Source organism: Gemmatimonadaceae bacterium (assembly GCA_020846935.1).
GTDB lineage: Bacteria > Gemmatimonadota > Gemmatimonadetes > Gemmatimonadales > Gemmatimonadaceae > RBC101.
On record JADLCY010000013.1, the window covers coordinates 187,848 to 211,094 of the forward strand.

General features: G+C 67.2%; 20 protein-coding genes. 11 read left to right on the plus strand and 9 right to left on the minus strand.

Annotated features, from left to right (window positions below; genetic code table 11):
* Nucleotides 1–3: 3 nt before the first annotated feature.
* Nucleotides 4–2,160: a S9 family peptidase gene (locus IT361_16480; GenBank protein MCC6319271.1), complete on the minus strand. Its 2,157-nt coding sequence runs from the start codon at nucleotides 2,158–2,160 to the stop codon at nucleotides 4–6.
* A 66-nt stretch (nucleotides 2,161–2,226) separates the two neighbouring features.
* Here IT361_16480 and IT361_16485 point away from each other — a divergent pair, with 66 nt between their 5' ends.
* The 4 genes from IT361_16485 (at nucleotide 2,227) to IT361_16500 (ending at nucleotide 5,271) form a co-directional block, all read left to right on the plus strand.
* A complete protein-coding gene (locus IT361_16485; GenBank protein ID MCC6319272.1) occupies nucleotides 2,227–3,027 on the plus strand; it encodes an AAA family ATPase in 801 nt (266 codons plus the stop codon).
* A gap of 152 nt (nucleotides 3,028–3,179) precedes the next feature.
* On the plus strand, nucleotides 3,180–3,602 hold the full coding sequence (locus tag IT361_16490; GenBank protein MCC6319273.1) for a DUF4442 domain-containing protein: 423 nt from the start codon (nucleotides 3,180–3,182) through the stop codon (nucleotides 3,600–3,602).
* A gap of 29 nt (nucleotides 3,603–3,631) precedes the next feature.
* On the plus strand, nucleotides 3,632–4,969 hold the full coding sequence (locus tag IT361_16495) for an amidohydrolase family protein (GenBank protein MCC6319274.1): 1,338 nt from the start codon (nucleotides 3,632–3,634) through the stop codon (nucleotides 4,967–4,969).
* Nucleotides 4,966–5,271, plus strand: coding sequence for a hypothetical protein (locus tag IT361_16500; protein MCC6319275.1), 306 nt, complete (start codon nucleotides 4,966–4,968; stop codon nucleotides 5,269–5,271). Before IT361_16495 ends, IT361_16500 begins: the two co-directional genes overlap by 4 nt.
* A gap of 8 nt (nucleotides 5,272–5,279) precedes the next feature.
* Here the strand turns inward: IT361_16500 and IT361_16505 are convergent, their stop codons facing one another.
* Nucleotides 5,280–6,068, minus strand: a complete 789-nt coding sequence (locus IT361_16505; protein MCC6319276.1) for a helix-turn-helix domain-containing protein — start codon at nucleotides 6,066–6,068, stop codon at nucleotides 5,280–5,282.
* A 121-nt stretch (nucleotides 6,069–6,189) separates the two neighbouring features.
* Between IT361_16505 and IT361_16510 the strand changes: the two genes are divergently transcribed.
* Nucleotides 6,190–6,363 (plus strand): hypothetical protein, encoded by a 174-nt coding sequence (locus IT361_16510; GenBank protein ID MCC6319277.1) that lies wholly within the window; start codon nucleotides 6,190–6,192, stop codon nucleotides 6,361–6,363.
* On the opposite strand, the gene IT361_16515 is transcribed toward IT361_16510, so the two are convergent.
* Entirely contained in the window at nucleotides 6,347–7,615 is a 1,269-nt protein-coding gene (locus IT361_16515; protein MCC6319278.1) for a hypothetical protein, read from the minus strand. The genes IT361_16510 and IT361_16515 overlap by 17 nt on opposite strands.
* A 314-nt stretch (nucleotides 7,616–7,929) precedes the next feature.
* Here IT361_16515 and IT361_16520 point away from each other — a divergent pair, with 314 nt between their 5' ends.
* Nucleotides 7,930–8,451 carry a DUF1572 family protein gene (locus IT361_16520; GenBank protein MCC6319279.1) on the plus strand — a complete coding sequence of 174 codons (522 nt, stop codon included), beginning with the start codon at nucleotides 7,930–7,932 and terminating at the stop codon, nucleotides 8,449–8,451.
* A 10-nt stretch (nucleotides 8,452–8,461) separates the two neighbouring features.
* Here the strand turns inward: IT361_16520 and IT361_16525 are convergent, their stop codons facing one another.
* Together IT361_16525 and IT361_16530 are read right to left on the minus strand one after the other, a co-directional pair.
* Nucleotides 8,462–8,956, minus strand: coding sequence for a nucleoside deaminase (locus IT361_16525; GenBank protein MCC6319280.1), 495 nt, complete (start codon nucleotides 8,954–8,956; stop codon nucleotides 8,462–8,464).
* Nucleotides 8,957–9,042: 86 nt separating this feature from the next.
* Entirely contained in the window at nucleotides 9,043–11,658 is a 2,616-nt protein-coding gene (locus tag IT361_16530) for an ERAP1-like C-terminal domain-containing protein (protein ID MCC6319281.1), read from the minus strand.
* A 163-nt stretch (nucleotides 11,659–11,821) separates the two neighbouring features.
* Between IT361_16530 and IT361_16535 the strand changes: the two genes are divergently transcribed.
* Together IT361_16535 and IT361_16540 are read left to right on the plus strand one after the other, a co-directional pair.
* Nucleotides 11,822–14,128: a 3-hydroxyacyl-CoA dehydrogenase/enoyl-CoA hydratase family protein gene (locus IT361_16535; GenBank protein MCC6319282.1), complete on the plus strand. Its 2,307-nt coding sequence runs from the start codon at nucleotides 11,822–11,824 to the stop codon at nucleotides 14,126–14,128.
* 18 nt (nucleotides 14,129–14,146) lie between these two features.
* On the plus strand, nucleotides 14,147–15,316 hold the full coding sequence (locus tag IT361_16540) for a thiolase family protein (GenBank protein ID MCC6319283.1): 1,170 nt from the start codon (nucleotides 14,147–14,149) through the stop codon (nucleotides 15,314–15,316).
* 62 nt (nucleotides 15,317–15,378) lie between these two features.
* Here IT361_16540 and IT361_16545 read toward each other — a convergent pair whose 3' ends face one another.
* Both IT361_16545 and IT361_16550 read right to left on the minus strand, forming a co-directional pair.
* Nucleotides 15,379–16,149: an SDR family oxidoreductase gene (locus IT361_16545; GenBank protein ID MCC6319284.1), complete on the minus strand. Its 771-nt coding sequence runs from the start codon at nucleotides 16,147–16,149 to the stop codon at nucleotides 15,379–15,381.
* Between the two features lie 107 nt (nucleotides 16,150–16,256).
* Nucleotides 16,257–17,120, minus strand: a complete 864-nt coding sequence (locus tag IT361_16550) for a transglycosylase domain-containing protein (protein MCC6319285.1) — start codon at nucleotides 17,118–17,120, stop codon at nucleotides 16,257–16,259.
* 3 nt (nucleotides 17,121–17,123) lie between these two features.
* On the opposite strand from IT361_16550, the gene IT361_16555 reads away from it, so the two are divergent.
* From IT361_16555 to IT361_16565, 3 genes are read left to right on the plus strand one after another with little or no spacing between them, the layout of a single operon-like run.
* Nucleotides 17,124–18,659 (plus strand): N-acetylmuramoyl-L-alanine amidase, encoded by a 1,536-nt coding sequence (locus IT361_16555; GenBank protein MCC6319286.1) that lies wholly within the window; start codon nucleotides 17,124–17,126, stop codon nucleotides 18,657–18,659.
* Between the two features lie 34 nt (nucleotides 18,660–18,693).
* The gene (icd, locus tag IT361_16560; GenBank protein MCC6319287.1) at nucleotides 18,694–19,935 is read left to right on the plus strand and encodes an NADP-dependent isocitrate dehydrogenase; all 1,242 of its coding nucleotides are present in this window, start codon (nucleotides 18,694–18,696) and stop codon (nucleotides 19,933–19,935) included.
* 25 nt (nucleotides 19,936–19,960) lie between these two features.
* Nucleotides 19,961–20,860, plus strand: a complete 900-nt coding sequence (locus tag IT361_16565) for an endonuclease/exonuclease/phosphatase family protein (protein ID MCC6319288.1) — start codon at nucleotides 19,961–19,963, stop codon at nucleotides 20,858–20,860.
* Between the two features lie 126 nt (nucleotides 20,861–20,986).
* On the opposite strand, the gene IT361_16570 is transcribed toward IT361_16565, so the two are convergent.
* Both IT361_16570 and IT361_16575 read right to left on the minus strand, forming a co-directional pair.
* Nucleotides 20,987–22,825 (minus strand): CocE/NonD family hydrolase, encoded by a 1,839-nt coding sequence (locus IT361_16570; GenBank protein ID MCC6319289.1) that lies wholly within the window; start codon nucleotides 22,823–22,825, stop codon nucleotides 20,987–20,989.
* Nucleotides 22,826–22,846: 21 nt separating this feature from the next.
* Nucleotides 22,847–23,230, minus strand: coding sequence for a RidA family protein (locus tag IT361_16575; GenBank protein MCC6319290.1), 384 nt, complete (start codon nucleotides 23,228–23,230; stop codon nucleotides 22,847–22,849).
* Nucleotides 23,231–23,247 lie beyond the last annotated feature (17 nt).

Genomic DNA, 23,247 nt, shown 5'->3' on the forward strand with positions numbered 1-23,247 from the left:
TCCCTACTGCGCGGTCGTCGTCACGTCCGGCTTGAGCCAATAGGTGAACCATTGGCGCAGGCGACCGAGCCGATCCACGAGCAGCCACGGCTCACCCGTGCGCGAGAGGTCGTGTGTCGAACGCGGGTACCGCACCAGCTCGACCGGCGTGCCCTGCTTCTTGAGGCCGATGAACCATTGCTCGGCGTCGGTCATCGGCGTGCGGTGATCCTCCTCGGACTGCACGATGAACGTCGGCGTCCTGACCTTCCGGATGTAGCGGATCGGCGACAGCGTGTCGTACATGACCGGGTTATCCCACGGCTTGCCCATGAACTCGAACTCGGTCAGGCCCTGTGCGTCGGACGTTCCGTACCACGACCACCAGTTGCTGATCATGCGGTCGGCCTGCGCGGCCTTGAACCGTTGCGTCTTCACGGTCACCCAGGCCGTCATCACGCCGCCGTATGAGCCGCCGGTGACACCGAGTCGCGTCGAGTCAACGTCAGGCCTCCTGGCGATGATGTCGACGCCCTTCATGAGATCCTGATAGTCCTCGGCAAACCATCGACCGCGGGTGGAGTAGGTGAACTTCGCGCCGTACCCCGAAGATCCGCGCGGATTCGTGAACAGCACGAACATCCCGGCCCCGGCCAGGTTCTGAAACTCGTCGAACCAGTTCTCCCCGTACGCGCTGTGCGGCCCGCCGTGAATGTAGAGCACGGCCGGGTACTTCTTCGCGGGGTCATAGCCGTACGGCTTCATCAACCACGCCTCGATCTCGAGGCCGCCCACGCTCGCGTAGGTGAAGCGCTCGGCGTCGGAGAACGCGACCTTTGCCAGCAGGTCGTCGTTGAACGTGGTGAGCTTTCGTTCGTTGGAGCCGTCCGCATTCGCGATGAACAGCTCCGTGGGTTTGTCCATGCTGGTCGCCACGAACGCCACCTGGGAAGCCGACATGCCCATCGTGAATCCGTTCATGCGTCGGCGCCCGCCCAGGACCTCCTTCATCTGCTTTGACGCTGGATCGACGAGGAACCAGCCCGATCGCCCGCCGATCGATGCCGATACCGCGAGCTTGCCGTCGGGCAGCCAGTCGTAGCCATCGGGCTCGTATTGCCAGTCGCCGAGGACGTTGACCGGCGTGCCACCGGAGGCATTCACCACCCAGAGTCGCTGGTTGGTCACGCGGGTCGGCGCCGCCGTGAACGCAATCCATTTGCCGTCCGGCGACCACTGCACGTCGCCCTCGCTCCCCATCGCACTCGTCAGGCGCCGCGGCGTGCCGCCAGCCACCGGGATCACGAAAACATCGGCGTCGTTGCGCGGCTGCTCGTCGCGCCGCGCGTCGTACGGAAGCCGCGCCAACGAATCCCGTTCGGCTTCGACCACCGAGTCGGGGCGCATGGCGGGGTCCGCGACGTACGCGATCGACCGACCATCGGGCGACACGGCGGCGCCGCGACGCGAGTACACGGTGCTGTCGACCATGCGCTTCTTCGCGCCCGGCTCGAACGACTGCACGAACACCTGCGTGGGCCGATACGCGCGCCGCTCGCGCGGTCCGGGAAGAAAGCCTGGCCCGTTGGACTTGTAGCGCATTTCCGTGATGTGCCGCCCGTCAAAGCGCTTGGGGTCCAGCGGCGCGGTGATCGCGCCATAGGGGGGACGCGCCATCGCCGGCGTGTCCCGATAGATGTCGGGCGCGCGCGGCGCGCTGGTGTCGGCGGCCGTCGCTTCGGTCCACACCGCCAGACTGCGGTCGGCTGGCATGGAGCCCGCCGGGAAGCGATCGATCTCCATGGCCTCGCCCGCGGGCTGGTCCATCCGGATGCCCCACGTGCGACCACGGGAGCCCGCACGCTGTGACGAGAACAGCAGGTACGTGCCATCGGGAGACCAGCGCGGCGCGGTGCTCTCGTAGCCTGGGCTCGTGAATCGCTGGGCGGTGCCGCCCGCGGACGGCGAGACCCAGATCTCGGTGTGACGTCGGTTCTCGCCTTCGCGGACGGTGGTCACCGTGTACGCCACGTACTTGCCGTCAGGTGACATGGCCGGGGCGCCCACCTGATGCACCTTGTACCAGTCTGCGGGCGTGAACGGCTTGCGCGCCTGTGCATCGGCGACGGCGCCGAGCAGCGTCAGGCCGGAGAGGAGAGTTGCGTACCGCACGTAGGTCATGGAGGTTCTCCACATGGTGTCGATCAGGATCCCGGGCGAACCGGGGGCCGGAACTTATCGCCGATGATTCATCTACGCAGCATCGAGCGGAAGCGTGGTCGGGGCGATCCCGACCGCTTCCCGTTCGGCGTGCCGGCCATTCGAAGCCTCCCCGCGCTCGAGTTCCGCGCGGCGGTCACGTTTTTCGTCGGTGAGAACGGGTCCGGCAAGTCCACGCTGCTCGAGGGTATCGCCGCTGCCGTGGGACTGCCAACCATCGGGACCGCGGACAGCCGCTCCGACGGCACCCTCGGCGCCCAGCGCGAGTTGGCGGCGGATCTCAGGCTTGGCTGGACCAGGCGGGCGACCCGTGGATTCTTCCTTCGCGCCGAGGACTTCTTTGGGTTCACCAAAGCGCTGGCACGCCAGCGCGAGGAGATGGTGGCCGAGCTTGGCGACATTGCCGCATCGTATGCGGATGCGTCGGCATATGCGCGCGGGCTGCGCGAAGGGCCGATCCGTGCATCGTTGCACGACATGGAGCAACGCTATGGCGTGGACCTCGACGCCAACTCGCACGGCCAGAGCTTCCTCACGGTTTTCCGCAGCCGATTTGTCCCTGGGGGCCTCTACCTGCTCGACGAACCGGAAGCACCGCTCTCGCCGCAAAGTCAGCTCGCCCTCATCGCCATGTTGATGGAGATGGTCGCGCAGGAGTCCCAGTTCATCATCGCGACGCACTCCCCGATCCTGCTCGCGTTTCCGGGCGCCGAGATCTGGTCGTTCGATGAATCGCCCGTCGCGGCGGTGCCTTATGCTTCGCTCGATCACGTGACCATCACTCGCGATTTTCTCATCGACCCGCAGCGGTTCCTGCGTCACCTGTGAAACCCGCGGCTTCATCCGGGGCGGGCACGCCGGTTCGCGATGCCACGCCGGAGCGCGCGCTCGACGCACCCGGGGCACGCCTGCTCGATCGATGGCGACGCCTCGCACCGCTCCCCGGTGGCGCCTGGCTCTTCAGTCGCCTGCTCGGGCGCATGGTGCCGTATACAGGGACGCTCGGCGCCAGGGTCGTTACCCTCGAGCCTGGTCGGGCCGTGGTCCGGCTGTCGGACCGACGAGCGATTCGCAATCACCTGCAGTCGATTCACGCGGTGGCGCTGGCCAACCTGGGCGAGCTGACCAGCGGCCTCGCCATGCTGACCGCGCTACCTCCGCGGGTGCGCGGTATCGTGATCAGAATCGAGGTCGACTACCTCAAGAAAGCCAGAGGCACGCTCACGGCGCTCTCGACCGTCGACATGCCGGACGTCAGCGTTGCCATGGACGTCCATCCCGTGGCCGATGTGACCGACGACCTCGGCGACGTTGTTGCGCGGTGCCGGGCGACCTGGCGCGTGCAGCCACAGGATGACGGAACCATGGACGGTCCACACAGACTACCGCACCTCACGGATTGAACCCACCGCAAACGCCGTTCACTCGACCAATGCGCCTCCTGATCGCCGCCCTCCTCTCTTGCCTCGCCGTCTCTTCCCTGCATGCCCAGAGCACCACGCGGCCCGCGGCGACCATGGCCGTCGTGGGTGGCCGGATCATTGACGGCTACGGCGGTCCCGTGATTGAGAACGGGGTCGTCCTCGTGGCTGGGGAGCGCATCGTGGCCGTCGGCGCGGCCGCGAACGTCCCCGTGCCATCCGGCATTCCCGTGGTAGATGCCAACGGCATGACGGTGATGCCCGGATTGATCGACATGCACGTGCACCTTCATCTCGTTGGTCACGGCGACTACAAGCGCTGGGACGACTTGTACGGCACGCGAAACGCCGACGTGGTGATGCCGATCGCCGCCCACCAGCTGTTGATGGCCGGCGTGACCACGGCCCGTGACCTTGGTGCCCGCCTGGACGACATCCTCACCGTCAAGCGGCGCATCGCCGCGGGTGAGATCCCCGGCCCTCGGCTTTTCGTGTCGGGGCCGTTCATCCAGCACGCGCCGTATGAGCCGTACGAGCGTGAGTTCCGCTGGGGCGTGACCGGAGCGGACGACGCCCGCGCCAAGGTGCAGCGCCTGATCGACGCCGGCGTCGACTTCATCAAGCTCATCGACCAGGATCAGATGACGCGTGAGGAAGTGCGCGCCGTCGTGGAGACCGCGCATCGTGCCGGGCGTCAGGTGGTTGCCCATGCCCACCGCATGGACGAGATCCGCGTGGGCCTCGATGCCGGCGTGGATGGATTCGAACACACCGGCCTCGGCACCGCGCCGGGCTACGCGGACGACGTGCTGCAGCGACTCCGGGAGCGCAACTCGGCGCTGTACTGGACGCCCACGATCTCGCCGCTCTTCACGCTGTATGAAACGGGGACGGTGTTCCCGGAGCGGCTCGACGATCCCGCGTGGCGCGACGGGATGCCCGAGGCCATGGCCCGTGAGGTGCGCGCCTCCCTCTCCGCAATCCCACACCTGCCCTACTACGCGCTCTTCCCGTCCCGGATCCCGCTGCTGCGGCAGAAGTTCGATCAGCTGCGCGAGACCGGCGTTCGAATGATGATCGGGACCGACGCCGGGATTCCTTCGATGTTCCACAACGACGCCACGTGGCGCGAGATGGTGAAGTGGGGCGAGTTCGGCGTGCCGGCGATGGAGGTGATCCAGTCCGCAACGCTGTGGCCGGCGCGCTTTCTTCGTGCCGAAGACCGGATCGGCGTCCTCGCGCCCGGTCGGTACGCGGACATCATCCTCGTGCGTGGCGATCCGCTCACGGACATGACCGTGGTGCGCGACGTCAAGGTGGTGATCCAGGGCGGGAAGCGCATCCGATGATCCTCGAGGTGCGGGACGTCGGCAGAAAGACACCGATGGATGGCCGGTTGGAGGTGACGGAAGGCACCTACCGCCGCCTGACGATGGAAGGCGAACTGCGCGCCACCGTGGGCGAGGTCACGACGCCGGCACACCTGGAAGAACTGCCCTGCACGTGCGGGCGCGGCGCGGGCGCCGTGCACGTGCATCGGTTCGTTCAGGCCGACGTCTTTCGTTCGTTAGAGGCCGGCGCGACGTGCGTCCTCGAGCTGACGGCACCGGGCACGCTGACCGCATCGCGGCCGCACCCGCTTGGCGCGTGACGCCGCGACTACGCTCTCGGCCGACCGGCGACCTGCGCGATTTCGCGCTTGAACGCATGCATGACACAGCGCAGGCCCCCGTTCTGCCGCACCTCGCCCGTGCGGAGACCCGTGTAGCGCTTCACCATGTTTCGCATCGAGGTGCCTGACGGGAAATCGAGCAGCAGGGCGACCTGCTCGATGGTACGCCCCGGATCCTCGAGCAGCCGGGCGGAGATCATGAGGCGGCACCAGGCGATGATCGCGCTTGGCGCCGGCAGTCCCGCGGCGCTCAGGCGGTCGACGAGCGTCTTGCGGTGCACATTGAGCGCGCTCGCGACGTCCTCGACCGTGAGCGCGCGGCGCCCGTTCTCGAGGCAGTAGCGAATGATCGGGGCAACGTTCGGAGGCACCAGTGGTTCGAGTTCCGTCGCGATGGTGCGAGCCGAACAGTGATCTGCCGCACTCGTCAACGACGCCCGGAGCGTGACCTTCACGTCGTCCACATCGCGGAGCACAAGATCGTTCACGCCGGCTCTGGCAAACGCGAGCATGTCGCGCGAGATGGATGGCGATAGCGCGAAGTACAACACCACGGGAACGCTTGGAAATCCCTCACGAATCCTCACCACCGTGGAAAGCGTGCTCTCACCCTCGGCATCGCGCATGTCGAGGACGACCACATCAGCGAGGCCGTTCTGCACCAACGCGAGGAGCTCAGATTGGCGTTCGCACAGGTGGAGGTGCGCCTGCGACCGGGTCGCCTCCTGAAGGCGTGCCCGGGACGCGGGATCCCACACGAGGGCTCCAACGATCATCGCGCCTGCAAATAAGGCTGGAGGTTACACCATGTAAGGGCACTGCCCATACGGTGTCAGCGCGTCACGAAACCGGCATCTAGTCTAGCGCAGTCACTCCACCACAACACAGGGGACCGTTATGACCCGCGTTGCCCGCTTCGTCGCCTTCGCCGCTGTTGTCGTCGGTTTCACGGCCTGCTCCAACCCGACCGCCCCGGCTTCGAGCAAGCAGTGCAACCCGAAGGCAGGTTCGGCCTGCACGAACGTCGACTTCGTGAATCCGAACGTGGACTTCGTCAACCCGAACGTGTAAGGACGAACGCGGACTCGTCAGCTTCGGGCTCGAACTGTTCCAGATCGGCCACGAGCTGTCGAGTTGGGGTCTCGAGATCGCGCGGTTCGGGCTTCGACGCCGCCCGCGCGATCTCCATGCGCTCCGAGGTGACTTCGAGTTCGTGAAATCCCCGCGCCCGGGCAATCGCCAACGTCTCCTGGCGAAAGCGCTCGGCCGCAAGATCATCGCCGAGCGCCTGATAGGCCTGGGCGAGGTGCTGCAGCGCCTGCGCGTTCTCGAACGGGAGCGAGCTTCGCTCCACCGTGTTGCGAATCTCTTCGGCCAAGCGGTCCAGCCGCGACCGGTCGCCGGTCTGGCCAGCAGCGAGCGCCGCACCTCCAAGCGCCGAAAGTCGGACGCGGAGTACGGTCGTTCGCGAGAGGGCACTCAGGAACGAACGCAACGCCGCAGCAGGGTAACCAGACATCAGGCAGACCTGCGCCATGTTCGTCAGCGACTCGGCCTCCTTCGTCGCGTCACCATCCGACATGCGGAACGCCGCCCACGAATGCTCGAGGGAGCCGTCGTAGTCGCCGGTCATCGCCGCGGTGATCGTCAGGCCCTGGTGCGCGAAGTACTGCAACTCGCGGCCGCCCACGGCAATCGCCATCGTCAGACCGTTCTGGAAGAACACACGAGCCTTGGGGTAGTTGCCACGCACTCGCGCCAGGACGCCACGGCCCAACGACGCACGGGCCTGAAGCTCCTGGTCTCCCGAGCGGTCACCGATGAGCGAGGCCACGCGATACAGTTCGTCCGACGATTCCAGCTCACCGAGCTGACGCGCCACGCGAGCCTGATCGGCCGCCAACAGCCCGCGCTCCCGGTCCGACGCCTGCACGACCGCCGCGCGCGCGTACCCGAGTACGGAATAGGCGACGGACAGGGCACCTGCTTCGGCCATCCGCGCCGCGAATCCGCGGCAGGCGCGACTGACGGCGTCTGCGCCACCCCGCGAGTCGAGCTGCGCCAGCCCCGCCACGATCAGCCGCAGGTCGTTCTGGTGGCTGTTCGCATCAGTCGGTGCACCACTCGTCTCGATCAGGTCACGCAGCGCCTCGGCCGATTGCACCGCCAACTGCTCGCGTACCCCGTCTCCCACCCGGCTCAAACGACCCAGGCAGTGGGTCAGCAAGAGCCAGACGGTGTCGGCATTGCCGAACTCGGATCGCCGGGAAAAGCGATCCAGATCGGAACGGTACGCCTCGAACGGGCTAAGCGGAGCGAGCATTCGACAACCTGATTGGATTGGCGCGGCAATAATTCCGCCAAGTCCCGGTTTTCACAAGGGACTCGATGGCTTGAGAGCAGGGTACGTGCCCGGGTCGCCCCGAGCTGAGAGGCCACGCGAGATCATACATGCAACTCGTTACAGATCAACACACTGCGACGATCGGTCGATTTTCCCCATCACGTACAGCGCCGCATGCCGACGTTGCGAACTACCGGAATCTGCGGCACACATCACAGAATTGCATGCCTGTTGGGGACCTGCGTCCCCGCCGTGGGACGCAATGACGTCCTCCTCCCCGCACCGACGGCATCATGAGCCCAGCCCCAGTTCCCTTCCTGACCGAGTGCACGGCGATCTTCCAGAAGCAGAAGTTGCTGGCCGAGCGCGCCATGGCGCAGGTCTCAGACGGCGATCTGTTCGCAACCCTCGACCCTGACGCCAACAGCATCGCGCTCATTGTCCGGCACATGCACGGGAACATGCGGTCGCGGTGGACGGACTTCCTCACGACCGACGGCGAAAAGTCTGATCGACACCGAGACACCGAGTTCGAGATACCGGCGAACCTCACACGCGCCGATGTTCTGCGCTGGTGGGACGACGGCTGGCGCTACGTGTTTGCGGCCCTGGACACCCTGACCGCCGACCACCTGACGCACACGGTGACCATTCGCGGGCAGGAGCTCTCGGTCATGGCCGCCGTGCTTCGACAACTGGACCACTACGGCCAGCACGTGGGCCAGATTGTCCTGCTCGCGAAGCACAGCCGGGGAGCGGCGTGGGAGTCGCTGTCGATTCCCCGCGGAAAGTCGGAGGAGTACCTGCGGCGCTGACCGTACCGATCTACCTGTCGACTCGACCGAGCGTGTTGTAGATGATGCCACCGCGGGCGCGATAGGCCTCCATGACCTGTCGCGCCTCCTCGCGGAGCGGGCCGCCTTCGATCCGGATACCGCGGCGGCGCAGGTACGCAAACGACTCGGGGAAGACGGGCCCTTCGTCGAACGCGAGCCGGTGGGCGTCGTCGCGTCGCGCCGCGTATACCACCCGCGACACGCCGCTCCAGAGCACGGCGCCGAGGCACATGGCGCAGGGCTCACACGAGGTGAAAAGCTCGCGCCCTGCCCCGTCACTTGCGAGCGAAAAGGAGCCTACCTGCGCCTGGGCGCGCATGAACGCGAGCATCTCCGCGTGCAACGTCGAGTTGTTGAGCCGGACGACGGAATTGACGCCGATCCCCAGCAGCGCGCCGCTCTCCCCGTCAAAGACGGCCGCACCAAAGGGACCACCAGTGCCTCGCTCCACGTTCTCGCGCGAAAGGTCAACGGCGAGGCGCATGCGATCCTCGTCCGTGGCATACACGCGCCCGACCTCATCGAGGTCCACGGCCCACGGCGGCAGCGTGATGGAGAGCCTCGGGCCGGTCACCAGAGTGGGTCGGCGCGCGGGGCGTCGAGACCGAACGTGCGGCGAATCCGCACGGTCCGTTCGAGTTCGTCGGCGGCCTGCAGGACCTTGCTGCGGAGGTCAGGTGCGAGTTGCGGGCGCGCGTCGAGGAAAGCGCGCACCAGCTGCAGGGCCTCGTCACCGGTCTGGCCGTCGAGGAATCCATTGATCCACGCGCCGACAAAGAAGATGCGGCGATTGCGCTGGATCCACGGCAGCGAGTCGAGGGCCGCCGTGAGGAAGGGGCGTGTGAGGCGTTGTGCCTCTACGGCGTTGAACGCATCGAGGCTGGCCGTGGCCCAGTCTTCATTCAAGTCGCGATCGTCGAAGTATCGGCGGAAGTATTCGGCCTTGGTGGCCGCATCGGTCCGCGCGGCATGGGCGACGAACGCGCGTCGCGCGCCCTCCGGCGTCTGGTCCCGCGCCGTTTCCGCCGCGAGACGGGCGCTGGCGGTCGGAGCGTCGAGGGTCACCAGTCGCGTGACGAGGGCCCAGCGGGCCGGCGCGCGCAGCGTGTCCCCGACGATCGTGGTGCTGTCAAGCATTCCGTCAAGGATGGCGACGGCCGGGGCCGTGGCCGCTACCCTGATGTAGGTGTCGAGATGCGCCTTGCGCACGCCGTAGGGTCGCCGCGCGTCGTTCGCGCCGACGAGCAGCACGCGCTCGACGTCGGGCAGGAAGGCGGCACGCTGCACGTCGCCGAGGTACGCCGTGGTGGCTCGTGCGATGCGCGAGAGGAGGCCGCCGACCAGCTGTTCGTCGGATTCGCCCGGCAACTCGCGCAGCGCGGCGCGCAGGAAGCGATCCGGGCCGAGGGTCGCTTCGCGGACCAGGTCCCACAACGCGCCCCACAGCATGGTGCGCAGAAACGCATCGTCGATCGCACCGATGTCCCGCTCCAGCGTGGCCACGCTCCCGGGATCGAGGAGCACGAGGCCATAGGCCTGGTCCTGCGCGTTGGCGAAGATGAACTGCGGTGCCGGTCGACCGGCGAGTTCCGCGACCCAGGTCGTTTCCGCCGTGATGTTGAGGGGAATCCGCAGGGTCTCTCCGCGCTCGAAGACGGCGAGCAATTCGGTGCGGATCGGCCAGGGGCGCGACCCGGAGAGCGCGCGCGCAGGCCGTTGCACCAGGGAGAACGACACGATGCGGCCGTCGCGGACCACCGACCGTTGCTCCAGCACCGGCATGCCCGGGCGCAGGATCCACGAATCTCCCCAGACGGCGAGCGACCGTCCCGATGCCGTACCAATGGCATGCACAAGGTCGCGCCACGTGGCGTTCTGATAGGCATGCTCGCGAAGGAAACGCTGCAGGCCCTGCCGAAAGGCCGAATCACCGACGAGGTAGTTGAGCTGCTTGAGAATCGACGGCGCCTTGTTGTAGACGATCGCGCCGTAGTTGCTCTTGGCCTGGTCCAGGTTGCCGAGTCGCTGCCAGACGGGCGTGGTCCCTTCCGTCAGGTCGACGGCATAGGCCGCGGGCTTGTTACGAAGGTAGAACGACTTCCACGCGTGCGAGTCGGGATCCAGGTCCGCCTGCATGCGGGCCGCCATGTACGTCGCAAACCCCTCCTTGAGCCACAGGTCGTCGAACCAGCGCATCGTCACGAGGTCGCCGAACCACTGGTGGGCGACCTCGTGATAGATCGTTGAGGTGCGACCGAGGCGTTGCGTCACGGTCGGTCGCTCGCGGAAGACGAAGCGCTCTTCCGAATAGAAAATCGCCCCCGGGTGTTCCATGCCACCGAACGGGAAGGCGGGCGCGAGTACCATGTCGAGCTTCTGGAACGGGAAGCGCGACGCGAAGTAGCGCTCGAGCCAGGTCGCCGCGCGATCGTTGGCCACGATGATCGAATCGGCATCGACGTCGGCCAGGCGTGACTGCCTCACGTACAGCGAGATCGGCTTGCGCGTCCCCTTGCTCCGGACTTCGGCCCAGGGCCCGGCGGCGAAGGCGATGAGGTAGGTGCTGATGGGCTCCGTCTCGCGGAACGAGTGAACGATGCCGCGCGAGGTGGAATCCGACTTGATGCGCGTCCCATTGGCCACCGCGCGCCAATCTCGCGGGGTGGTCAGCGTCAGGGTGACCCGGGCCTTGAGGTCAGGCTGATCGAAACAGGGGAACAGCTGGTTCGCGTCCGAGGGCACGAGCAGGGTGTAGAGATACGCTCGCCGGTCGGCGGGATCCCGGACGCGAATGATGCTCGCGCCGACCGCGGCGACCATCGCGCCGAATTCCACCTCGATCCGGTTTTCGCCCGAACGCACCAGGCGCTGGGGGATGCGGAGGTGCGCCCCGTTGAACCGCGGGTCCTCGAGGGGTCGCCCGTTCACGCGGACCCGCTCCAGGATCGGCCCGCGGAAATCGACAACCACGTCACCGGGGCGCAGGCGCGTGAAGCCGATGGTGACGCGCCCGCGTGCGGTATCGGCCTCGGAGACGTTCATCACCAGGTCGTACCGCACGTTGCCGATGCGCTCAGCGCGATAGCGGGCGAGTGCCAGGGACACCCCGGGCGCCGTGAGCGAATCCTCCTGCCCATGCAGCGGCGCGGCGAGGACAAGGGCACCCGCGAGGGCGAGGTGGCGCATCATGCGCTTGAGCGTACTCGGGGGTGGAGCAGCACGGTAGTGCCGTGGCACGGAGCGCACACCGCGGTGGGTGGAGCGCACAGCACACGCGTGGCCCCGACCCTTTTCTTCGGGGCGCGGCGCTCTGATAATCCCGGGACTCCATTCGGGTGAGAATCGCGTCATGCGGATCACAAAGGTCGGGGTGGTGGGAGCCGGGGCCATGGGCACGGGCATCGCCGCACTCTGTGCGTCGGCGGGCGTTCCGGTGGTGCTCCTCGACATGCCGACGGACGGCGACCGCGACGCCCTGGCACGAAACGCCGTGGCGAAGGCCCTCAAGGCCAAACCAGCCCCCTTCATGGATGCGGCGCACGCCGCCCTGATCTCCACGGGGAACACCGAAGACCATCTCCCCCGGCTTGCAGACTGCGATTGGATCGTCGAGGCCATCGTCGAACAGATCGAACCCAAGCAGGCGCTCTTCGCGCGCATCGAAGCGGTGGCTGGTCCGGACGCGATCGTCGCGTCGAACACGTCGAGCATCCCCATGCACGTGCTGACGCAGGGGCGCAGCGCGGCGTTCCGCCGGAACTTCCTCGGCACGCACTTCTTCAATCCCGTTCGGTACCTGCACCTCCTGGAGGTGATTCCCACCCCGGAGACCAGCGACGTCGCGATCACGCGCATGCGTCGGTTCGCCGAACGCACGCTGGGAAAGGGTGTCGTCATCGCCAGGGATACCCCGGGATTCATCGCCAATCGCCTTGGGCTCTTTGGCGTCGTGCGCGTCCTGCGGTTGATGGAGCAGTTCGGCCTGACCATCGACGAGGTTGACGCGATGACGGGGCCGTTCATCGGACGCCCCAGGTCCGCGACGTTTCGCACCAGCGACATCAGCGGCATCGACGTGTTGGCCCACGTGGCCGCGAGCACCGCGAAGGGGACGGGCGAAGATCTCGCGCTGCCGTCGTGGGTGCATCAGCTCGTGGCGGAAGGGCGACTGGGTGAAAAGAGCGGCGCAGGCTTCTACCGAAAGGACAAGAGCGGCATCCACACGCTCGACTGGCGCACCATGCAGTACGCGCCCAAGGTCGACGCATTTCCTCCCGAACTCGCCGCGCTGCAAAAGCTCCCGCTGGCCGAACGGCTGCGAGGTCTGGTGACGGCGGGGGGCCACAAGGCGGAGTTCGTGCGCACGCTCCTCCTCGACATTTCGCGCTACACGATCGAAACCGCCCCCGACATCGCCCACGACCTGGTGTCCGTGGATCGCGCGATGGAATGGGGCTATGGGTGGGAGGCCGGGCCCTTTCGTCAGATGGATGCGATGGGTCTCGATGTCATCAAGGCCTCATACGCACGCAGCCGAGCGCCGGAGCCGCGACTGCTCGCGGCGGCGCATGAGGGCTTCTATCGCGCGCTCCACAGCGGCGCCCGGCAGCTCACGCTTGGGGGGTCCTACGCACCCATCGAACCCACGCCTGGGCTCATCGATCTCCAAACACTGCGTGCATCTGGCGGCGTGATCGACAGCAATCCGGGCGCGGCGCTGCTCGACCTCGGCGATGGCGTGCTGTTGCTCGAGTTCCGCGGCAAGATGAACACGCTCGGACCAGGCGTGTTCGCGATGCTCGACGTCGCCTCGCGCCGCATTTGCCGCGGGGACTCCGAGGGCCTGGTGATCGGCAATGCCGACCCGCGCACGTTCACCGCGGGCGCGGACCTTGGCCTCGTGGCGGCGCAGGTTCAGGCGGGCGACTGGACGTCGCTCGAACGCAGCGTCCATGAGTTTCAGCAAGGCGTGCTGTCGCTCCGCCGATCACCCTTCCCCGTCGTCGTGGCGCCCTTCGGACTCACTCTCGGCGGTGGCTGCGAGATGTTGCTGCACGCCGACGCGGTTCAGGCGCACGCGGAACTGTACTGTGGGCTGGTTGAGGTTGGCGTCGGCCTCCTGCCAGGGGGCGGTGGCACCAAGGAGCTGCTGTTCCGCTTCACTCGCGACCTGGCTCCGTACGACGAGGCCGATCCGTTCGAGGCCGTGCGCCGCGCGTTCAAGCTGATCTCGATGGCGGTGACGAGTACCAGTGCCGCCGAGGCGAGGCGCCTCGGCATCCTGCGCGAGCGCGACCGGATCACGATGAACCGCGATCGATTGCTGGCCGACGCGAAGGCACGCGTGCTGGACCTGGCGCCGGACTACACGCCGCCGATGCCCATGACCATCCGCGCGCTCGGCCGCGAGGCGATGGGGAACCTCGAGTACGCCGTCTGGGCGATGAAGGAGGGCGGCTACATCTCGGACCACGACGTGCAGATCGGCCAGCGCATCGCGTACGTGCTCTCCGGAGGCGATGGTCCGCCGCGCGACGTCACCGAGCAGGACGTGCTGGACCTCGAGCGCGAGGCGTTCCTCGGGCTGCTGGGAACGCGGGAAACGCAGGAACGGATCGCCCACATGCTCGCCACGGGCAAGCCACTCCGCAACTGAACCGGAGGTAGACTCGTTATGCGGGATGCCGTGATCGTCAGCGCCGTGCGGAGCGCGGTGGGCCGAGGCAAGCGCGACGGCTCGCTGGCGTCGGTGCACCCGATCGACCTCTCGGCCACCGTGATGCAGGAGGCGGTGAAACGTGCAGACATCGACCCGCGGACCATCGACGACGTGTTGTGGGGCTGCGCGATGCCAGAGGCATCGCAGGGGCTCAACATCGCGCGCCTCGCGGTGCTCCGCGCCCGGCTGCCCGTGGACGTTCCGGCGGCCACGATCAATCGGTTCTGCTCGTCCGGACTCCAGACCGTGGCCTCCGCGGCGCAGGCGATCATGAGCGGGATGGCCGACGTGGTGGTCGCCGGTGGCGTGGAGATGATGAGTCAGGTGCCCATGTCCGGCTACCACACCCGACTGCACGACGGCATGACGGAAGGCATGATCGGCATGGGCTTCACCGCCGAGCGAGTCGCGTCACGCTGGAAGGTGTCGCGGGCCGACCAGGACGCGTACGCGCTGTCGAGCCATCAGAAGGCTGCGGCCGCGCTCGAGCGCCGGGCCTTTGCCGATCAGATCGTGCCGGTACCGGTGCAGCGCGTCACCTGGCAGGGCGCCACGAAGCACGTGGAGGAGGGCCACTTTGCGGTGGATGAACTGGTGCGCCGTGACACGACGATCGAGCGACTCGGCAAGCTGCCTCCCGCATTCCGCGCCGGCGGCAGCGTGACGGCGGGGAACTCGAGCCCCTACAGCGATGGTGCAGCCGCGCTGGTTCTGATGTCAGCTCGACGCGCGCAGGAACTCGGCGTTCGGCCGCTCGCGCGCTTTGTTGCGTACGCGGTCGCCGGCGTCGAGCCCGATGTGATGGGCATCGGTCCGATCCGCGCCGTCCCCAAAGCCCTCGCGAAGGCCGGCATCGATCTCGCGCAGATCGCGCTGATCGAGTTCAACGAAGCCTTCGCCGCCCAGGCGCTCGCCGTCAAGCGTGAGCTCGGCATGCCCGACGAAAGGCTCAACGTGAACGGCGGAGCGATCGCCCTGGGACACCCGCTCGGCGCCACGGGCGCCAAGCTCACCACGCAATTGTTGCACGAACTCCGTCAGCGCGGCGGGGGCTACGGCCTCGTGACGATGTGCATCGGTGGCGGCATGGGCGCGGCGGGAGTGCTCGAAGTCAACGCGAAGTAGCGCCCGACGGGCCGTGCGTGATTGATGAATCCTGCGGGTTGGGGAGGCCGCCGAGGACCGGCTCACCCGCCCCGCAGCAGGTATCCGCCGTCCACCAGGTACACGCCCCCCGTGCAGAACGACGCGGCGGGACTGGCGAGAAACACCGCCATCTCCGCCACGTCTTCGGGTGTCCCCAGCCGGCTGATCGGTTGCTTGCCGATGATGTTCTCCATCACCGTGTCGTCGCTCCAGAGCACCTGCGAGAAATCCGTCTGGATGAAGCCTGGGCAGATCGCGTTGGCGCGGATTCCGTGGGTTCCCCACTCGCGGGCCATGACCTGGGTGAGGCTGATGAGCGCCGCTTTGCTCACGCTGTACATGCCCAGGCCGCGTTCAGGGGTCAGCCCACCGATGCTCGATATGTTCACGATGGCGCCTCGACCATTCGCTTTCATGGCGGGCATGAGTCGCCTGGCCAGTTCGAACGGAGCGCGCAGGTTCACATCCATGATCTTGGCGTAGGCCTCAGGCGTCGTGTCTTCCACACCGCCGAACACCGGGTTCGCCGCCGCGTTGTTCACCAGGATATCGACACGCGCGAAGCGTGAGAGGCATGCCTCCGCGAGCGAATAGACCTCGTCCAGGCGCCCGACGTTTGCGGGAATACCCTCGACGTTCGACCCCTCTTCGCGCAGCTCAGCGACCGTGGATTCGACCGCCGCGGCCTTGCGGGACGACACCACCACCCGTGCCCCGCTGCGCGCGAGGGCGGCGGCGATCGCACGGCCGATGCCGCGGGTGCCACCGGTGACGAGCGCGGTCTGGTCGGACAGGTCGTAGCGCGATGCCATGCTCCGGAAGCCGGTCAGTTGGTGAGCGCGGAAAATGGTCGCGCGGCTCGCGCAGGGCCAGCGTGGGCGCAGCTCCGCTGACCGGCGCGACATACAGTGAGACGGCCTTACGGTCGGCGCGACGTGTCGCAGGTACTGGCGAGCGCCTGTGGTTCGAGACCGTCCGGCGACCGCTCGCGCCCCATGACCGAATCGACGGCCGCGAACGCGTCGCTCATCGACCCGCCGGCCCGCGCGAACGAGCGCCAAAGCCGCAGGCGATCGAGCGTGGCGCCATAGGCCGCATCGCTCAGCATGCTGGCGCGCCACAGTTTGGTGGCGATGGCTTCCTGGCGCGCGGTCGCGCGGGCGCCCACGGCGTACGCGAGTTCGCGCCGGGGCGCGGGGAGCATCGAGGCGAGCACGATCGCGCGCGATGGAGGCAGGTCGCTCGGCAACACACCCAGGTACGCCTGACTGGCTGCGGCCACGCCCCATCGTCCCTTGCCCCATTCCGCTACGTTCAGGTGCAGTTCGAGCTCGCGTTGCTTGGACAAGGCCTCGTGCAGGGCGACGGTCAGCACGTATTCGCGCGCCTTTCGTCGGGGAGTCCGCGACGGTGTCAGGTATAGATTTCGCGCGAGCTGCTGACCGATGCCCGAGTAGCCGACAGAGAATTCCGCCCGCAGCACCGCGTTCATCTGATGCTTGAGCTGCTCGCGACTCAGAGCGCGCGATCGGAAAAACTGCTCGTCTTCGGCCAGAACGACGGCACAGGCCAACACCGGAGCAATTGAATCGATGGGTGTCCAGACCCACGAGACCGGGTGGCCGAGGGGATCGGCATGCCGCATGTAACTGGTGCGAGGGACCGGACCCGCCGCGAGCACCGATCGATCGCGAACGACCCACCACGAAGGGAGGACCACGAGGTCGATGATGCCGACGACGGCGAGCAGAAGCGCAATGCTGACCACGGGCCGACGCAGCAAGCGATGACCCCTCATCGATGCGCGGTGCGTGCCGCAGCCGCCGTGCTTCTGCTGGCGTGCCGCACGAACGAGCCTCGGCTCCCCGAAGTCGACGGGCCGCTGGCGATCGATGTGGTCTTTCCGACTCCGGGAACGGCAGTTCCCATCAATGATTCCATCGCGATCTGGGGATCGATCGGTACCGGTCGTGGCGCACTGCGCGCGAACGGCACCGAGCTTCACGTCAGGTCTAACGGAGCCTTCGCCGGGATTGTCTCAGTCCCCCCGAACGGCCTTGCCGAGATCCGCCTCGAAGCGCGAAGGGGCGACTCCTCGCTCGTCAGGCAGGTTCCGCTCGTCCGCCAGCCAGAGGCCCCACTGCCACCTGCAGATTCCGCGCTGGCGCACCGGCTGCGCTGGGTGCGTGTGCGGCGGTTGCCCAGCGACACGGCGGACAGCGCGACGCAGTGGCGCCCGGTCTATTCGCGATGGCGGCCGGGAGGCATCGTCGGCGTGCCCCTGCCGCAGGGGTTCGTCGCCCGCTCCGACGCGGCGCGCCCGGGCTGGCTCCGGCTCCGACTCGCGGAGGACGAGGCGGTGTGGATCCCCGCCGCCGATGCCGACACCACCGTGTTGCGCGGTGTGGACGTGCAGGCGATTTCGGCTCCCTCGCTCTCCGTCGATACCGAGGGCATTCGGCTTTCGATTCCGATCGCATCGGCGCTGCCCACGGCCGTGGAGCACGCGCGCGACCACCTGCGGTGGACGCTGTACGGAGTGACCTGGCGACGAGGTGCGGTCGCCGTGCCTGGCGATGGCCACCTGGTGCTGCGGGCCGTGCCGATCCAGGGAGCGCGCGGGCGCGTGTACGTCGACGTCCCGCTGGCCGCCGTCGCACGAGGCTGGCGCACGGAGTACTCCAACGGCGCCATGCATCTGGTGGTTCGCCAGCAACTGCCGCCTGCCGATTCGCTTCGTGGGCTTCGTGTGGTCCTCGACCCCGGACATCCGCCGGACGGCTCCACCGGGCCCTCGGGGCTACGTGAGGATTCCGTGACCCTCGCCGTGGCGCTGCGCGCTGCGGAGCGGCTCCGGGCTGCCGGTGCCATCGTCACCCTCACGCGCCACAGCGACGTCGCGGTGTCGCTGGAGGCGAGAGCGGCCATCGCGGATCGCGCTTCGGCGGACGCATTCCTGTCGATCCACGTCAACGCCCCGGCCGCGGGACGGGCCCCGGAGCGCGTCGACGGGACCACCGTGTTCTGGCAGCACGCACCCGGCATGGTGCTCGCCCGAGCCATGGCGCCCGAAGTGGCGCACGCCCTTGGATACGAGCACGGCAGCAACACGCGGGGCGACTACGCCGTCTTGCGTTCGGCCTGGATGCCCGCCGTCCTGATCGAGGGCACGACGCTCGTGCTGCCGGAGCGCGAGGATTTCCTTCGCACATCGGAGGGCGTCGACGCATGGGCAGAAGGCATCGTGCGCGGGCTCCTGCGCTGGCGCCGCGGACCCGGTGCGGCGTCGAAGGCGGGTGCGCGTGCTGGCACGTCGCGATAGACTTCGCGGCACTGACACTGACCCGTTCCCCTCCATGCCCTCGTACTCGCACCTCAAGGCTCCGACCCGCGGCGACACCATCACGATGCACGATGGTGTGCTCCGCGTTCCCGACCATCCGATCATTCCATTCATCGAGGGGGACGGCACCGGGCCGGACATCTGGCACGCCTCGCAGCTCGTCTTTGATGCGGCGGTGGCCCGCGCGTACGGTGGCAAGCGGTCCGTCGTGTGGTTCGAGGTTCTGGCGGGCGACAAGGCCAAGGCCACGCTCGACACGTACATGCCCGACGATACGCTCGCCGCCATCGTGCATCACCTCGTGGCGATCAAGGGTCCACTGGGCACACCGGTGGGCGGCGGAATCCGCTCGCTCAACGTGGCCCTGCGCCAGCAGCTCGACCTGTATGCCTGCGTGCGCCCGGTGCGCTACTTCGACGGCGTGCCCTCGCCGGTCAAGCGGCCGCAGGACGTGAACATGGTCATCTTCCGCGAGAACACCGAAGACATCTACGCCGGTATCGAGTGGGTGGCAGGCACGGCGGAAGCAAAGAAGGTTTTGGCATTCCTGCAGGGCGAGATGGGCGTGAAGAAGATCCGATTTCCCGAGACGAGCGGCATCGGCATCAAACCCATCTCTGCCGACGGCACCAAACGCCTGGTGCGATCGGCGATCGGCTATGCCCGACAGTACGGCTATTCCTCGGTGACGCTGGTGCACAAGGGCAACATCATGAAGTTCACCGAAGGTGCGTTCCGGGACTGGGGCTACGAGTGCGCCACGCAGGAGTTCGGTGGCGTGCCGATCGACGGTGGTCCGTGGCTGCGGCTCCCGGACGGCATCGTGATCAAGGACGTGATCGCCGATGCGTTCCTGCAGCAGATCCTCACGCGGCCCACGGAGTACGGCGTCATCGCGACGCCAAACCTCAACGGAGACTACATCTCCGATGCGTTGGCCGCCCAGGTGGGAGGGATCGGGATCGCGCCCGGCGCCAACATCAACTACCTGACGGGGGCGGCCGTCTTTGAGGCGACGCACGGGACGGCGCCGAAATACGCCGGTCAGGACAAGGTGAACCCGGGCTCGGTGATCCTCTCCGGCGAGATGATGTTCCGCTATATGGGATGGACCGAAGCGGCGGACCTCATCATCTCGGCGCTGGAGAAGACCATCGCGCAGAAGCGCGTGACCTACGACTTCGAGCGCATGATGGAAGGTGCCACGCTCGTCTCGTGCTCCGGGTTCGGCAAGGCGCTCGTGGAGAACATGTGACTCGGGGGCGCGCGGCGACCGCGGCATGAGCACGCGCGGCGACCGCGGCATGAGCACGCGCGGACCCCGGACACGGCTCGGCATGTACGGCGCGCTGGCCGTCGCGCTCTTTGGCGCACCGCGTGTTGCCGACGCACAGGCCCCGGTTCGGGTCCTGACCTTCAATATCCGATACGGCACGGCCAACGATGGCGCCCATCGCTGGCCGTTCCGCCGACCGCACGTGATCGCCACGATCCGCGACCACCACCCGCACCTGCTGGGCGTGCAGGAAGCGCTGCGCGCCCAGCTCGACGACATCGAGTCGGCGCTGCCAGGCTTTCGTGAGTTGGGCGTTGGTCGAGATGACGGCGCGACCGGCGGTGAGTACTCGGCGCTGCTCGTCGACACGGCGCGCTTTGTGGTGGCCGACCACGGGCAGTTCTGGTTCTCGGACCGACCGGCGGAGCCGGGATCGATGACCTGGGGGAACGGCTACCCCAGAGTGTGCGTCTGGGCGCGGCTCGTGGACCGCGCGACAGGAGACACGCTCCTCGTGTTCAACCAGCACTGGGACCACGAGTCACAGCCTTCACGCGAGCGCAGTGCGGCGCTCCTGCTCGCGCGCATGGCCGACGCCGGCGCTGGTCGGTTGCCGGCACTGGTCCTGGGCGACTTCAATTCGGGCGAGTCGAACGCCGCGTTCCGTGCCCTGCTCTCCGATCGCGCCGTGCGCCTGCGTGACACGTTCCGGGAGCTCGCGCCAACGGCCGGCGTAGTGGGTACGTTGCACGCCTTCAAAGGCGACTCGACCGGCGAGAAGATCGACGCGATCCTGGCGACGCCGCAATGGACCGTGCTGGATGCCTCGATCGATCGCCGGCGATTTGGCGATCTCTGGGCTTCGGATCACTTCGCCGTCGCCGCCGTCCTGCGCCGGCGTTAGGCGCGCCACCGCCAGGCGCGCGCCTGGCGACGGTCGGATTCAGCGGCGCAGTCGCGGAGCAGCGGTTCGCCGAGGTGGGGCGCGAGACGGGACGTGGGAACGCCAGCCGGCAGCGACGGCTCGGCCCTACTGCGCGACCCGCTCCACGACAGGAAGGACGATCTTCGAGGGATATCGCCTCGAGCGAAAGACGCGCTGCGTCGATGGGGTGAAGTCGGCGTCCTTCGCCTCGAAGATGTTCGGCACGAACTTCTGCGGATTGCGGTCGATCAGCGGGAACCAGGTACTCTGGACCTGGACCATCACGCGGTGCCCCTTTCGGAACGTGTAGGCCTGGGTGTGCAGGTCGATGGCGTAGTCGGTCACCTTTCCCGGGACGATCGCCTGCGGCCGGGAGTAGCTGGAGCGATAACGACCGCGGAACACCTCGTTGGCCACCATGAACTGGTACCCGTTCATGCGCGGCTCGCTCATCCCCGTGTCCGGATAGACGTCGATGAGCTTGACGATCCAGTCCGTATCGCTGCCGGTGATCGCGGCATGGAGCGTGACCGAGATGTCGCCGGCGATCGTCAGATCCTCGGCAAGCGCTGGCGTTTGCCATAGCACCACGTCGGGCCGCGTAGCCGCGAAACGCTGGTCATCACTCAGCCACGTCGACCAGGTGGAGCCCGCGCTGTACGTCGGCGGGATCGGGCGCGGCCGATATGGCACGGGCTTGTTTGGATCCGACACGTAGGCGTCGAACGCGTTCGCGTCGTTGCGAGTCGGCGCCGTCGTGCTGAGCACCTGGTTTGCGCTGAAGAAGAAGCTGCGTGGCGAGCTGCCGGCCTTTGGTGGCCACGCATCGTAGCGACGCCATCGATTGCTCCCCGCCTCGAAGACGGTCGCCTCGGCGAGGTGCGGGGCCGGCCGACCTTCGTGCAGGTGGTGCGCAAAGAACGGCGCCATCAATGAGTCGCGAAAGAAGCTGCCCGTCGCCGCGTCGAACTGGATCGGCCCCAGTGAGTTGCCGTCACCGCGCATCCACCCTCCGTGATTCCACGGGCCAACGACCAGCCAGTTGTTCCGATTCGCGCCATCGAGCTTCTCCAGCTCACGGTAGATCGTGATCGGACCATAGAAGTCCTCCTGATCCCACCAGCCGGCCACGTTGAGGTTCGGAATCGTCACCGGCTTTCGCAGCAGTGGTGCCATGCCCTGCCCCTGCCAGAATGCGTCGTAGTCCGGACGCTGCGAGAAGTCGTTCCAGGTCGGGATCTTCCCGTTCAGGTACCTGCGGTTGACGTTGGCCAGCGTGCCAAGGCGCAGGTACCAGTCGTACGTGTCGTACACGTCGAAGGCGAACGGCTTCACATCCTTTCCGGACTCCATCATCACGGCGTACTCGAAGCCATAGGAGAGGCGGAAGGCGCCGTTGTGGTGGAAGTCATCGCCCAACCACATGTCCGACGGCGACGCCTGCGGGGACACTGCCTTGAGTGCCGGATGGGGCTCCATCATGGCGACCGCGGTGAGCCAACCTGGGTAGGACACGCCTGTCATGCCGACGCGACCGTTGTTGCCGGGAAGTTGCTTCACCATCCACTCGATCGAGTCCCAGGCGTCGGTGGCCTCGTCGATGGCGCGCCGGTCGGATCGATCCTTGCGCGGCTGACGGAGCATGACAAACTCGCCTTCGCTCCTGAACTTCCCCCGGGCATCCTGAAAGGCAAAGATGTAGCCGTCCTTTGCCAGGAACCCGTACCCGGCCTCAATGCTTCGACTGCTGGTGCCACCGATTCCGTACGGTGTGCGAATGAACATGATCGGCAGGGGTCCTCGCGCACTCGCGGGCGTGAAGATCCGCGTATAGAGACGCACACCGTCGCGCATGGGGATCATCTCCTCGCGCAGCGTGAAGGCGTCCTGGCCGAGGGCTCCTGCGGGGCCGATGACCAGCGCCAGCGCGAGTGACGAGAGCAGCGTTCGCATCGTATCGACCGATCAGGAGGGTTTGACGGCCGCAATGGCCTGGATCTCGATCTGGTAGCCGTAGTGCAGATCCTTCACCGGCACCACCGCCCGCGCGGGCTTGTGACTCCCCATCATGCGCACGTAAGCCGCGTTCACTTCGCCCCACAGCGCGATATCGCTGATGTAGATGGTCATCTGCAGCACGTGGTCGAGGTCTGAACCCGCCGCCCGAAGGATGGCCTGCACGTTGCGCAGCGTTTGCTCCGTCTGCTCGCCAATGGTGCCGACGGCATGCTCCGATTGCCCAGGAACGATCGCCAGCTGACCGGCGACATATACGACGCCATTGTGGACAACGGCCTGGGAGTAGTGGCCGGCAGGAACGGGCGCGGTCTCGGTCTGGACGAACTGCATCGCTGGAGTCGGTTGAG

Excerpts from the sequence above, each read along its gene's own strand:
- IT361_16510 (MCC6319277.1), top strand. The coding sequence starts at position 6,190 with ATGACCCGCGTTGCCCGCTTCGTCGCCTTCGCCGCTGTTGTCGTCGGT.
- IT361_16555 (MCC6319286.1), top strand. The coding sequence starts at position 17,124 with ATGACCCCTCATCGATGCGCGGTGCGTGCCGCAGCCGCCGTGCTTCTG.
- IT361_16490 (MCC6319273.1), top strand. The coding sequence starts at position 3,180 with ATGGTGCCGTATACAGGGACGCTCGGCGCCAGGGTCGTTACCCTCGAG.
- IT361_16525 (MCC6319280.1), bottom strand. The coding sequence starts at position 8,956 with ATGCGCCTCGCCGTTGACCTTTCGCGCGAGAACGTGGAGCGAGGCACT.
- IT361_16505 (MCC6319276.1), bottom strand. The coding sequence starts at position 6,068 with ATGATCGTTGGAGCCCTCGTGTGGGATCCCGCGTCCCGGGCACGCCTT.
- IT361_16540 (MCC6319283.1), top strand. The coding sequence starts at position 14,147 with ATGCGGGATGCCGTGATCGTCAGCGCCGTGCGGAGCGCGGTGGGCCGA.
- IT361_16520 (MCC6319279.1), top strand. The coding sequence starts at position 7,930 with ATGAGCCCAGCCCCAGTTCCCTTCCTGACCGAGTGCACGGCGATCTTC.
- IT361_16500 (MCC6319275.1), top strand. The coding sequence starts at position 4,966 with ATGATCCTCGAGGTGCGGGACGTCGGCAGAAAGACACCGATGGATGGC.
- IT361_16565 (MCC6319288.1), top strand. The coding sequence starts at position 19,961 with ATGAGCACGCGCGGCGACCGCGGCATGAGCACGCGCGGACCCCGGACA.
- icd (MCC6319287.1), top strand. The coding sequence starts at position 18,694 with ATGCCCTCGTACTCGCACCTCAAGGCTCCGACCCGCGGCGACACCATC.
- IT361_16480 (MCC6319271.1), bottom strand. The coding sequence starts at position 2,160 with ATGACCTACGTGCGGTACGCAACTCTCCTCTCCGGCCTGACGCTGCTC.
- IT361_16575 (MCC6319290.1), bottom strand. The coding sequence starts at position 23,230 with ATGCAGTTCGTCCAGACCGAGACCGCGCCCGTTCCTGCCGGCCACTAC.
- IT361_16495 (MCC6319274.1), top strand. The coding sequence starts at position 3,632 with ATGCGCCTCCTGATCGCCGCCCTCCTCTCTTGCCTCGCCGTCTCTTCC.
- IT361_16515 (MCC6319278.1), bottom strand. The coding sequence starts at position 7,615 with ATGCTCGCTCCGCTTAGCCCGTTCGAGGCGTACCGTTCCGATCTGGAT.
- IT361_16535 (MCC6319282.1), top strand. The coding sequence starts at position 11,822 with ATGCGGATCACAAAGGTCGGGGTGGTGGGAGCCGGGGCCATGGGCACG.
- IT361_16530 (MCC6319281.1), bottom strand. The coding sequence starts at position 11,658 with ATGCGCCACCTCGCCCTCGCGGGTGCCCTTGTCCTCGCCGCGCCGCTG.
- IT361_16545 (MCC6319284.1), bottom strand. The coding sequence starts at position 16,149 with ATGGCATCGCGCTACGACCTGTCCGACCAGACCGCGCTCGTCACCGGT.